General features: G+C 64.7%; 9 protein-coding genes. 1 reads left to right on the top strand and 8 read right to left on the bottom strand.

The window, feature by feature from the left end; translation table 11 throughout:
• From G407_RS31305 to G407_RS0119750, 4 genes are all read right to left on the bottom strand, one after another.
• A partial coding sequence (locus tag G407_RS31305; protein WP_156917585.1) for a transposase occupies window positions 1-176 on the bottom strand: 176 nt, incomplete at its 3' end.
• A 153-nt stretch (window positions 177-329) separates the two neighbouring features.
• Window positions 330-1,313, bottom strand: coding sequence for a calcium/sodium antiporter (locus tag G407_RS0119760; protein ID WP_029032211.1), 984 nt, complete (start codon window positions 1,311-1,313; stop codon window positions 330-332).
• A 745-nt stretch (window positions 1,314-2,058) separates the two neighbouring features.
• Complete coding sequence (locus G407_RS0119755; protein WP_043540240.1) at window positions 2,059-2,946, bottom strand: restriction endonuclease; 888 nt, start codon at window positions 2,944-2,946, stop codon at window positions 2,059-2,061.
• Between the two features lie 54 nt (window positions 2,947-3,000).
• Window positions 3,001-4,608, bottom strand: coding sequence for a hypothetical protein (locus tag G407_RS0119750; RefSeq protein ID WP_156917649.1), 1,608 nt, complete (start codon window positions 4,606-4,608; stop codon window positions 3,001-3,003).
• 841 nt (window positions 4,609-5,449) lie between these two features.
• Here G407_RS0119750 and G407_RS32750 point away from each other — a divergent pair.
• Window positions 5,450-5,803 carry an integrase core domain-containing protein gene (locus G407_RS32750; protein ID WP_342418141.1) on the top strand — a complete coding sequence of 118 codons (354 nt, stop codon included), beginning with the start codon at window positions 5,450-5,452 and terminating at the stop codon, window positions 5,801-5,803.
• Window positions 5,804-6,101: 298 nt separating this feature from the next.
• Here G407_RS32750 and G407_RS31295 read toward each other — a convergent pair whose 3' ends face one another.
• From G407_RS31295 to G407_RS0119725, 4 genes are all read right to left on the bottom strand, one after another.
• Window positions 6,102-7,730, bottom strand: coding sequence for a TnsD family Tn7-like transposition protein (locus G407_RS31295; RefSeq protein WP_084327659.1), 1,629 nt, complete (start codon window positions 7,728-7,730; stop codon window positions 6,102-6,104).
• A 242-nt stretch (window positions 7,731-7,972) separates the two neighbouring features.
• A complete protein-coding gene (locus G407_RS28865; RefSeq protein WP_052341643.1) occupies window positions 7,973-9,640 on the bottom strand; it encodes an ATP-binding protein in 1,668 nt (555 codons plus the stop codon).
• Entirely contained in the window at window positions 9,630-11,792 is a 2,163-nt protein-coding gene (locus tag G407_RS0119730; protein ID WP_029032207.1) for a Mu transposase C-terminal domain-containing protein, read from the bottom strand. Before G407_RS0119730 ends, G407_RS28865 begins: the two co-directional genes overlap by 11 nt.
• On the bottom strand, window positions 11,789-12,619 hold the full coding sequence (locus tag G407_RS0119725; protein ID WP_029032206.1) for a heteromeric transposase endonuclease subunit TnsA: 831 nt from the start codon (window positions 12,617-12,619) through the stop codon (window positions 11,789-11,791). Before G407_RS0119725 ends, G407_RS0119730 begins: the two co-directional genes overlap by 4 nt.
• Window positions 12,620-12,644: the final 25 nt, after the last annotated feature.

Raw genomic sequence — 12,644 nt, 5'->3', positions numbered from 1 at the left:
GTCTTCGGTGGGCCGTACTCCTTCGGCGCATCGCACCACCGTAAGCCATTGCGATTGATGAAGATTATCCCACTCAACACCCGCCGATCATCAACCCTCGGCTTGCCATGGCTCTTCGGAAAGAACGGTCGCAGCCGCGCCATCTGTTCGTCGGTCAGCCAAAATAGATTGCTCATGATACCCCCTGAAAGTTTGGGGATTTGAATCATGCGACCAATGCGATCTCAAGCCGATTAATGGGTCCTGAGCCTAAGGCAGCCGCTCGCGGCGCCTTCGTCCGGGGGGAGGCACGCCGAAGCGCGCCGTTCGACGCCGCAGGACCGCGCTCGTCAACCGACGATCAGGTCCTGGTACGTGAAGCCGATGAAGCCTACATATGCCAGGATCATCAGGACGCCGGCCGTGCGCCCGATGCGAGACACGGTCAGCATCCACGCCGCGAAGGCGAGCGTCACGCCCGCCATGACCCACATGTCGAGGTCGGCGAGCGCCGGATCGACGGTGAGAGGCTTCAGCATCGCCGTGATGCCGATGATCGAGAGGATGTTGAAAGCGTTCGAGCCGACGATGTTGCCGATGATCATGTTGGTCTGGCGCTTCAGCGCCGCGGCGATGCAGGTCGAGAGCTCGGGCAGCGACGTGCCCACCGCGACGACGGTAAGGCCGATCACGGCCTCGGGCACGCCGATGGCTGTACCCGCGGCCACCGCCCCTTGGACCAGCATTTCGGAGCCGACGACGAGGGCGGTCAAGCCAGCGACGAAGAAGCCGAGGCCCTTGCCCATCGTGTCGATGCCCTTCTCGTCGGCGTCCTCGTCGTGCTCGTCCGCCTCGCCCGCCCCGGCATCGGTCCAGTACTGCCAGGCGACGAAGGCGGCGAGGACGGCGAACATGGCGAAGCCGGCCCAGCGCGGCACGACGCCGTAGATCATCAGCGCGACGAGGGCGACGGTGGCGCCGACCATGATTACGACGTCGCGCGTCAGCTCGGACGGCTTACCCCTGATGGTAAAGACGATCGCGGTCGCGCCGAGGATGAGCAGGATGTTGGCGATGTTGGAGCCGACGATGTTGCCGAGCGAGATGCCCGGAAAGCCGGTGAGGTTGGCGTTGACGGAGGTGAACAGCTCGGGTGCCGAGGTGCCGAAGGCGACGATGGTCGCGCCGATGAAGAGCTTCGAGAGGCCGGCCCGCTCCGCGATGAAGGCGGCCGCGTCGATGGTCCAGTCGCCTCCCTTGATGAGCAGGTAGAGGCCGAATGCGATCGCGCCGAAGGAGAGGACCGTGAGCTGGTAGTCGCCGAGCTCGTTCATGGTGGGCTCCGTGAGAGGAGAGCGTACGGGGAGTGGAGGAGGGACGAGCGCGGCGCGCGCTCGAAACAGTTCTCGCCTGTGTCGAAGAGACGGAGCGGGCGCCCCAGGCCGGCGCGCGGGATCTCTCCCGCCGTGCGCAGACGTGCAGGCCCGAACGCACGACCGAACCCGGCGAGATGCCGGAGCGCCTCGTCGACGAATGGGCCGCGCGCGCCGTAGCGGTATGCACGTGAGGAACTCAAGCCGGCATTCGACATCGAAGAGGTCCGACATCGCGAATGCGCCGGCAGCGCTCGCCAGAGGGGCCCGGACCCGAGGTGCGCCACAGATGGATATGGCTCCGCTCGATCACAAGAGCGTTGGTGGAAACTATCTCACTGGTTTCATCAAAACAGGAGCCGCCACAGCGCGCTCACGACCCCTCACGCTCGCTCTCAACGACGACGGCCCTCCCCTCGAGGCCCATAGAAGGCAATGGGCTTCTTTGCGCAGCCCATAGACCTTCAGCAGCCCCCTGATTTTCCCTCGACGAGCGCCTTCGTGCCCCTCATAGGCCGTGACGCGCCACCATGGGGAGGCAATGGCAGCCCCTCGAGAATGCGATGGAGGCGCTCGGGAAGCCCAAAAGGACCTGCGGCATCGCTGTGAGAGTTCCCCCGCGGTGCGTTTCGCAAGAGAGGCGGGCTCAGGTCCCAGCCCCTCGCCTTTCTGTTGGCACAGGCGGTCCCCTACGGGGGACCGCAACTTAAAGCTTCGAGAACCAATCCAAATCGACGTTGATCGTCTCGACGAGCTCAGTCCGCACCCCAAGCTTGAGGCTTCTTAAAAGCTCGCAGAGCTGATCGCCGTCGATCAAATCGATCGCCGGTGCACCGTCTCGCGTCGCCTCGCGCTTTGCGTCGCTGGAGAAGGTGCCTGTCGTAATGATGAGCCCCTTGTCGCATCGGCCAACCATGGCTCCGCGGAAGTCTCGAACGGCCGAAGCTCCGACCGTGCCGCTATAGCGCTTGCACTGGAACAACACCTGGAACGAGAGAAGCGCAACGCGCAGGACGCCCTGTCCGTCGATGCCGCCATCGCCTACTCGCCCGGTCACCTCGACGCGGATGAACCCAGCTTCACGAAGGACGCGCTGAGAGAGCCGCTCAAAGGCGTCGGGCGGTAGGCGTCTGAGAGAGGCCAGCAGGCGATCTTTCCACGTCTCCTCAGGCGGCGAGCGCTCCGCCTTCAGCGCTTCCTCAAGCCCCCCGGCATCATCGGCGTCGAGACCATCCGACCGATCTTCACCATCTCGACGAGCCGATGGCATCTTGCGAACACGCGCAGGAACGGCGGCTACCTCGGCAGGAGTCATCCTTTCGCCAATATCTGTGAGGCTCCAAACGCCTCGAACGCTGTTATCGATTGCTCCGACCTTTTTCAGATAAGTTTTTGCCCAGGCCAAATTGTAATTCAACTTGGTTTGACGCTGATCTGAGTGAAGCTGTGACGCTGTCTCTTCAGAGATCGCTTCAATCTCAACCACCTTTCCGAGGAGTTCCTCATTGGAGGCTGAGCCGCCCATCTGCTTGAGCGCGATCAGTGTCGGCCACATGAGGGCATGGTAGGGCGGCACGCTATCGGCCTTCATCATGTTCAGCCTCGATCCTCTCAGAACGACCGGTTCGAATTTCTCCAGCATTGGTTATCATCGATCGCCGAACACGTCTCGCATGTAGACCTGCCCGCGCGCGAGCCCCAAACGCATGGCAGGGGTTCGCTTATCCTCACCTCGCAGCATGAAGTTGTAATAGAAGCGAAAGATTTGGCCCAGCTTCTCGATCTGTGTCGGATCGTAGTAGGCGTATTGGTTCCAGATGCGCCTGCCACGTCTCGGGCTGACGAAGCCGCGCTCGAAGCCGCTGATGCGACGCCGGCACAGCATGAACACGCGATCCACCGGGTGAAGCGAGGCCCTTCTGTAGGTCTTCGCGATCCGCGGCCAATCCATCGTCAGACCGCCGGCCACGAGCCGAATCTTCTTTCCCGCCTCGGTTATGCTCACGAAGGGATACGGCACGTCATTCTCGCCCAGATAATCCTCCTGGACAGCGCCCGTCGCGGCGATGCCGCGGCGCAGATCGTTCCCGAAGACGAGGTCGGCGACCATCAGGCGTGGGAACAGAGGCATGGCCGCGCAATGCGCATCGAGAAGGGCCTTGCCTTCGGCGACCTCCGCCCGCTTCTCGTCGATTGTCGCCTCCTTTCGGAACGTTACGACCGCGCACTCGGCCGCGCGGCTGGAGAACAGGTCTGCCGAAGCGGCGACGCAGGCCGCGATCAGGCCCGCATCGTTATCCACGCAGAAGGTTATCTTCTCGATGGATGGCCCAAGGAGCCGCCGCACGTAGAGGAAATGGGCATACTGGAGGATGTCGATGTGCACCATCGAGCCTCGGGCGGGCAGTTGCCTATCGGCGTCCATCGCGTCGGCGGCTTCCTCCGGGTCGGCGGCCGCACTGCCGGTGTCGGGCGCGGCCTCGGCACTGGCGTCCGACTGTTGCGGGAACGAGGGCGTGCGCCAGGGCCGCGGCGGTGGCTCGTCGGCGAAGATCGTATCGGCGTCGATGGTCCGATCCGGGTCGAACGGGAACTCCTCGTCCGGAGATCGATAGAAGTCGTCGATCAGCGCGTCGATGGCCGCCTCTCCCGCTATGGTGGGGCACTCGTAGAACATGTCCTCCTCATGCGGACCGATGTTCTCGTCCGTGCCGACCTCGATGTCCGCGTCATCCTCGCTGCCTTCACCGCTTGCGTTCAGCCTTGCCTCGGCCGCCGCGACAGCGTCTCGGATCAGCTGCTCTGCCGCGCGCCGCCGCACATCCTGAGGCGCCAGGACGGAGCGGTAGTCATCCTGGGTCCAGACCCGACCATGTGTGCGGAATGCTCGCCGCGGCTCGTCGAGATCGCCCGCGGCCTGCATGAGCGCCTCGTAGGCCGCCGCGTCGGTTTGAGCGTCAAACTGGCTGTGCAGCGCCAGAATGAAGCCGCTGCTTCGCTCCACGGTCGCGACCTGCGCCAGCTGGATCGTCGCGCGCCTCGTGCGGCTCGGCCAATTGATGGTCAGGTCCTGTCTGTCGGTGCAGACCATCCAGCGCGAACGGCTCAGCTGCTCGAGCTCGCGGTCCCGCTCGCTCTGAAGCTGCATGACCCGTCGATAGATGAAGTCGATCTTGTCATAGATGGTCTGGAACGACAGGCCTGTGACCTCGGCGATCCGCGAGAGGGGGCTCTTGTTCATCAGCAGGCTGAACACGATCGCGTTCTCGTGCGACCTCAGCTGACGGCGAATGGGCGAGCCGACGGAGAAGGTCTTGCGGCATCGCTTGCACATGAAGCGAGGGACGCCCGTGCTCGTCCGACCGTAGCCTTGATACTCATCGGGATGCAGCGACGCTGGCCTGGCGAAGTTCTCGCATGACCGATTCCGGCAAGAATGTTCGTGTTGTGTTCTAATGTGTCGATCGAGTAGGCGTTGCAGCTCCTCCTCGATCGCGATATTGTTTTTAACGACGCTGCTTTTCCTGCACGCCCCGCATATGAGCGTCGGCGGCGTGTTCTGGACCGTGTGCTGCGGTCCGGGACGCTTTTTTCGGCCGACGTGAACGAACGGGTCCGGCGCCACTGCGAACTGGTGACACCGCGGGTTCTTGCAGAAGTTGACGTCGAGACCGGCAGGGCCAGCATGCGGAAGTCTCCGCACGCCTCGGCTGCTTGCTGCGGCGTGATGCGACGTCGAAGATTTTTTCGAGAGATCTACGGACAAAGATGCCTCGCAAGCGCTTGCGCCTGCGAGGCATCATGCCGAAGCTCAGCTGTTTTGCCAACAGAAAGGCGAGGGGCTGGGGCTCAGGTCTCGCCCCTTTCGATCATCGCGTCACGGCCCCTTGGCCTCCCCTTGGCCTCCCCTTGGCCTCCCCTTGGCGTCCCCGCCGGTGTCCTCGAACTGGGCAACGCAGCCCTGCTCGCCGCGTCGGTGAGCGTTTCGATGGCGCTGTCTCCGCTGGTCGACAAAAGGGGAGGCGCTTCGTTGAACGCAGAACGACCGCGACGCCGATGGCGAGGCGGCCGCGCACCGGTTGGACTGACGCCGGGCCGTGCGCGCGCCCCTCGGCGCGAAGCTTTCGAACGACCGCAGGATCAGAAAGCAGTTGCGCTCCGTCTGCAGCGAGGTGGCTATACGGCACGCGGTATCCTCGGTTGGATCGACCTGCACGTGGTGGAGGAGGCTGGAAGCCGCTCCGGCCGGCGCATGCGGGACGAAGATCGGTGTGGGCCGAAGCCCGAAGCTCGCGAACGAAGCCGCGGCGGCAGACCCGAGGGTCGCACGGGAAAAGTTGGAGGCTTGGCGCAGATACTACAACGAGGAGCGCCCGCACGGCGCGATCGGGTACAAGTGCCCGGTCACCCTCATGAAAACCGACGACCGATCCGGCCGGCCGTCGGTATGAACCCCGGAAACTCCAGCTCCGGGTGGTCCAGCGTTCGGGCACGGATCAACGTCGGCCGGACTCTACCTCAGGCTGGAGGAGATCGCGGGGTTCACAGCATTCTGGCGAAAACGGTCGCGAGTCAAACTGAAGCGGCCTCTGGCCGGCAACGGGACGGCCGATGGATCAGCCTCACGCGGAGGAGCTTCTCTGCCCCGTCTTCTCCGTGACCGCGCACCGGATTATTCCCGTTGGCTCCGTTCCGAAGTTCGCGATGGCGTCGATGGCGACTTCCTGGGCCGGCGGCTGGCGCGCGCCCTCAGGCGTCATCCGCGGGCACCGCTCGCCAGCGGCTCGGCAGTCCGGCCAGTTGGCGCATGCGCCATGGCGCGATTTCCGGGCCCAGAACAGCCTCCACCCAAGCGACGCGACGCGTGCGGAATGCCTCCACGCTTTCGACAAGCTCACGGACCGTCGCCATGGTGCGCGGCAGCTTCCCCTTTCGCGGTCCAATCCAGCCGGGCCGACCGATCGCGCGCTCCAGCGCGGCGACCGTGACGCGTGTCGGCGGGACCGTTGTCTTGAGACGCTCCACCGCGGCAGCGACATCGGCGGCGACGCTATTGTCGACGGAGTGCCAGTCAACTCGGGTGACGGGTGCGCCTCGCGTCGCTGGCTCGGGACGGTGGTCGCGAAGCCAGTCTCGATCATTTCTGTAGAGCCACGCATATTCGGCGGGAAGCCGACGGCGCAATTCTGTGACACTGAGCCTGGGCTCGTCCGAGAGCATACTCTGCCAACTCGCACGATTAGTCTTTTGTTTCTGATCGTCCGACGTAGCTCGTCTGCTATGAAGAGGTTTCCACGGCGCCGCGAGGCCGAGACGCGTCACATGCTGCCGTACCGTCCCCGGGTCGACGCCGAGCGCACGGGCGGTCGCGCACAGTCCTTTGCCTTCTGCAACGAAGGCCGTCAGCCGTGCCACGAAGGCGGGTTCGTCCGCGAGGAAGCGTCGTCGGGCGGGAGCTGGGGATCGAGGCTTCGGGGGCTCCGCCGCAGCGAGCAGGACATCCAAGAGTACATGATCCAGCGGCGGGGCTGCCCGTCGGTGGCGGCGGGTTAGCCTAAGCAGCCAGCCGTCCTCTGACGCCTGGGCCAGGACGCCACGCAACGGCGCCAGCACGGCGTCGCGTAGGGCTTCGAGACGTTGCCGATGGGGCCGGCCGGTGGGCCGCGCAAGGCCGCGCACCGCGATAGCGGCATGCACCGCCGCCTCGGTCCCGGCGATGTCGCGCCCTGGATGTGGTGCCGACAGGAGCTGGGCGCTGCCACGGGCGATGCGCCCGAGGAGCTCCATGCAGGCCGGGTTGGCCGCCCATGAGGGCGGTTCGGCGGGCCCGCAGACCTCCTCGGTCGCGGCGACGAAGTCGTGCTGCCCGGTGGCCCGCGGCACGACGGTCGAGTCCCGCAGCGCTCCGCCGTGGTCGGGGCAGACCAGCACGCCCGGAAGCTGGTGCGCGCGCCGCCAGCAGCGCTCGCCTCGTGCCGCCAGCGTCTCAGCATCGCAGGCGGGACAGAAGCGCAGGGTGACCGGCGCGCGTACGACCCACGTCGCGATGCCGAGCCTCAGGTGCAGGCCTTCCGTGGTGCCCCGTGTCACGGCTTCCAGCGCAGCCCGGGCCACCTCCGGTCGCTGGTAGGCGGTGTAGTAGGGCAGCAGCGTGTGCTTTCGAGCCAGGGTCTCGGCGTTCAGACCGATACCGGGCGGCAACCGGCCTGCCAGCGCGCCGAGATGCCCTTGCAGATCGACCGACGCCTTCACCGAACGGTTGCGGAACAAGTCCTCAAGCGTCGCCTTGGGGCCAGGGGAGCAGGTGTGCCGATGGTAGCGCGCGATGATACTGTAGAGCAGCTCGTCCGGGAACGGAATTGGAAAATAGGGCAGCATTCGTAACCCTCTGCGTCCGACGACAACTCATTGCGGACAGCGGCCGGCGCCAAGATATGGCGTCACTTCATGGCGCCGCAACAGTCACGCCGATGCCATTTTGCATCAGAAAGTCACTACGCCAAAACTGCTGCAGATCCGAACGTGTCTCCGGAAATGGCACCGATATACGGCGATACGCACCGCATCGCGCCGACTTTAACCCCGCAGCGGCGCAACGTGGCGCCACACGACAGATGATCTCACAGGGCAGAAACGCGCCACGCGGCAAACCCGTCCTCCATGACCAACCGACTACAGGCCGGCGGCTTCACCACTCCGGCAGCCAACAGCGCATCGTAGCAATTGGACTTGTCCGGACCGACGATGGCGCGGATGTCGCCTGCGACAAGCGCCGCTTCGACCTCTACCTTGCGCGGACGGCCCTTCGAACGTTTAGGCGGCGTTTCAGGGCCGCGGCCGCGGACCATGTCCATGACTATGCCCGACAGCTCGAGCGCGCTCGCGCCTGGCATGCCGGCGCGCGCCTTATGGACCATGATACGCGCGATGTCAGGCGCGAGGCCCAGCCTCTCAAGCGCGGCGATGATCGGCGCGTCGTCCGCGGTCTCCGAGCCTTTGGCCGTCTCTCCGATCGTTGGCTCATCGAGGGCGGCCAGATCCGGCGCCGCGCCTGCGCGCATCAGCGCGTCATCTAGAGCCCGTCGCACATGGAGTGCGAAGGGCTCCAGGTCATCATATTGCGCGATGATCTCGGCCCTGCCGCTGCGCAGGGCCGAGATCATCGGCTGGATGAGGCCCAGGTACTCTTCGGCAGTCCGTCGTAGCGCCTTGGCGTCGAGCGGCTCGGGGCGCGGCTCCATTGCCGAAAAGGAGATCGCACGAACTTGCGCGAGCATGTAGAGCTTCACCAGAACATCAATGATCCCCTGAGACTCGTCGTAGAGGACCGCACGGATCTCGTCGCTCAGGTCAACATGCTCGCGGGTCCACTGGTAGGCCCACATCCTTCTGACGAAATGGTCCCAAGTCTTTCCAGGCGTCATGCGCTCCCACATCACGCTGCCGACGCCGCTCGCGCGCCGGGCCTGCCGGAACGCGCCTTGGACGAGCGGTAGCGCGCGAGGCGTGCCGATGATCATTACCGGGGTGGAGCAGCGGTTCACCAGCGTGACGAGGAAGTTCAGCATCTCTTTCGACCCGGTGCCCTGCGCCTCCGTCAGGTGCTGAATCTCGTCTATGACAATCAGCCCGACAGCATGCCGGTTGGCGATGGCCGCCATCTGCAGCGTCACGTCATCGACACCCGCACGCCGACCGCCGTGCTGTTTGCGGAAGCTCGTGCCAAGCAGCTCGTCCATTTTGGAAAAGAAGTCGAAGCAGAGCTGCTTCACCGAGCCCTTGTAGGGACATTCGAGCTTCACCCAAGGCACCTGCGACACCGCCACCGGCTCGACATGCTCGATGACCTGAGGGTAACGCTTCAGGATTCGCGTGATGCTGTCGGTCTTTCCCATGCCCGAGACGCCAATCAGCGCGAAACCGTTGGCGGTGGTGCACATCGGCGTCGCCTCGACGTCGAAGCTGCGCGCGCTGACGCGGGCGAGGTCGTTGCGAAGCCTCAGGTAGTAGTCGGTGGTATTCGGGTTACGGCCGAGATAACCCTGCCGGATCAACACGTCCATGCGCTGTTCCAGCGCGATGTGTCGCTCGTTCGGGTCGAAGTAGCGGCCGAGGCGCATTGCGCAATGGATGCGCAGGTGCGATGGCAGCCGGCGCTCCGCCTCGTCGTGGCGCGGAAGGTCCTGGAGAGTCCGGAACAGTCCGGCTGCGGAGAGCACCGGCGGCAGGCGGGCGATGAAGGGGTTCTCGCAGTACTCCGGTAAAGTATCCGGAACGTCACCGCTCATCGCCGTCGTCCTTCAGCAGGAAGTCCTCGAAATCCGCCACGCTAGGCTCGTCGTAGACGCCGCTCGAATCGGCGCCGGCACCTCGGTCGAAAGGCACCACCTTCCGCGCCTCGTCCCCTTGTACGGAGGGCTCCGCGTGGCGGACGGCCTGCTCCTTGCCGTGAGCCGCGCGCTCAGCGGCGCGGTTGGCGCGGATGCCCTTCGTGCGAGACGCGGCCGTGGCCTCCGGGTCGAGCACGGCGTCCGTAGCAGCCGTCGCTTTCTTGACGATCTCGCGGTTCCGCCTGTCACGGTCGATCTCAGCCGACAGTCGCGTCGCCTCATGACGAGCGTCGGCGCGCTTCTCCGCCTGACGGATTTGATCGACCTCCCAGAGGCTTCGGTCGCGGTACATCGCGGATCGGTCGGTGAGGAAGCAGGGCGTGAACGTCGGACGCCGGGCGTCGCCGTGGAGCCAAATCGTGTCCATGCAGCGCGGATCGTACGATATAGGAACCTTCCACCGCCCGCCGTTTGCTTTAACGAACCAGTTCCGGGCCACCGCCTCGGATGAGCTGTAGTAGCAGTCATAGAACCGGATGCCGGACCGCGTCACCGTGGCTACATCCTCTGGTAGCAGGCTGAGACGGACCTTTTCGGCCGAATATCGTTGAAGATCACCGCCGCGCCGCGCGATACCCCATTCCCAGAGATCAATTGGGACAGGCTGCACGTCATCCGCGATCATCTGCGCGTCGCGCGGGTACTCCTTAAACCGATGGCTGTTGTTGTGGACGAGGACGCAGTTGATGATGACAGAAATGAACTCGTCGATGGTAAGCTTGCTGTCAAGCCGATAGTCACGGACGCCGCGTTCGCGGAAGTCAGGCTCCACGAAGCCCGGCACGTAAGGCCCAAAATCCTTCTGGATCAGGTCGAACCGCTTTTCAACGATCCCCTTCAGATCCGCCCTGTAGGGAGGCGTGTTCTTCAGATCGACACCGAAGTGATTGATGAGCGTCTCGGCCCGGGGGCTCAGCATCTCTCCGCGGTCGCCGATGATGGCACTCGGCAAGCCGACGCAGGGCCAGTCGGCGGGTTCGATCTCGATCCCGTATTCACGGCAGAAGGCGACCTTGTCCGACGCCGCGTTAACGAGCGCAGTCATAGCGCCCACCCAGGACGGCCCTTCGAAGGTAACCGCAAGCCCGACGATCATCCGGCTGAACACATCCGTGATAAAGTATAGCACCGGGCGGCCGATGATCTTCGATCGGTTGAGCCTTGAGACGAGGTAGACGTCGGCGATCGTTGCGTCGATCTGCCAGAGCGACCCGGGACCAGGGACTGACGCGGTGGACGTGCTCAGCAGCGCCCGCATGTCCTTGTCGAAGACCCGCGGGGTGCGCCGGCGACGCTCGATCTCGAAGACGTCGTTGTCCTTCTCGAACCAGTACCTGAACTGACCCATCGACGGATAAGGCTGCCGGACCATGGGCTTCTGCGCGCCAGTCTTCGGATCGACGACCATGTCGGTGAAATGATCGTCGAGCAGCAGCTTATGGCACTCCTTCAAATCAATACGTCGGTTCATTCCATAGTAGCGGGTCACGGCATCGCGCATCTTGTCGCGCAGCGCCCGGTCGACGTTCAGACCCTCCAGGCCGAACTTCACAGCCCGGCCGCGCTTGCCGATCGGCGTCGGTCTGTCTTGACCGGGCGCGCCGCTGTTGGCGTAGTCCGGGATCAGCGCATTCGGCGTCATCCCCCTCTGCCAGTAACGTCGGATGAGCCGGTAGACGGTCTGGCGACTAAGGGCGCTGGCGGCGACGATCCGGGCTACAGAATTCGAGCGATACTCGGGGTCGAACACCATCGGCTGATCGGCGATCAGCGGCTGGATCGCCGACCATGCAGCGTCGCGCTTCGCCTTCTGGGCGGGCGAGAGCGCAGATTCCAGCATTGGCCGCAGCCACGGGTCTTCGGTCGGGGCGAGCAGTCCGTCGCCGATCAGCGCCTCAATCTCCTCGCGGCGACGCAGCAGCGGCGACGTGCTCTCGGCGTCAATGTCGATGAAGAAATAGGCGGCCCGCGGCGCCTCGACCCAGATCAGACGCTCGCGTCGTCCGCTGTCGGCGAAGCGCACCACATCGCGCACTGCGGGGATGATCATGCCGGCGCCCTCTTCGCGACGGACGAGGCGAGGCGAAAGCGGCTCATCGGCTGGGCCGGATCGAAGATAACGACCGACAGGTCCGTACTCCAGCGTTTCGTGCTGACCAGACGACGGATCAGACCGATGGTGATGCCACCGCCTTTGCCGAGACGCCGATCCATTGCCGCGCAGAAGTCACAGAATTGCACGTCACCGTCCGTCGAGAGCGCTTCCTCCAGCGCCGCCACGCGGTCGACGTCGCCGGACTTCCAATCTTCCCGCGCCCAGGGACCCGCCAGCCAGGTCAGGTTCTGGATGAGGACCGGCGGAAGGTCGCGCTCGGTCACGATGCCCCAGTCGACCCCGCGTCCGAGCCAGTAGCGGCGCTCGATCTCCAGCTTCTCCTGAACGCGCCGGTCGGCGAGCTTGGCGGCCGGCTTGACCGCCCGCGCCAACTGCGTCGCGTGGCCGTCGACGGCGGTGTCGAGCAGAAAGTCCGTCGTCATGACGACCGGAACATCGGACTTTGGGTACAGCGGATGCCGCACCGCCATTGCCTCGGCGATGGCACGGGTCTCCCCGCGGTCGAGAGGGAACTGCTCGCGGATGTCCACCACGCTCGCCGACCAATCGTAGATCAGGAAGGTGTTGCGCTCGATGTCCGACAAAAAATGGTGCACCCGTCCTGTGGTGCGGCTTCCGGAGCGGTTGGAGGTCCCGACGGAGGGCGTGGACCGACTAACGGTCAGCCATGGTTTGTAGTCACGGCCCACCCCCCCGCCGAAACCTTGGGTGAAGCGCTTCTCAATCTTTTGTTCCGTCCAGGCCTGCGGGGACCGGCCCATGATCAAACTCCGCGGCCGCCGCATG

This window comes from Salinarimonas rosea DSM 21201 (assembly GCF_000429045.1).
GTDB lineage: Bacteria > Pseudomonadota > Alphaproteobacteria > Rhizobiales > Beijerinckiaceae > Salinarimonas > Salinarimonas rosea.
Note: the sequence above shows the minus strand (reverse complement) of the source record. Positions and strands in the feature narration are given on the sequence as shown.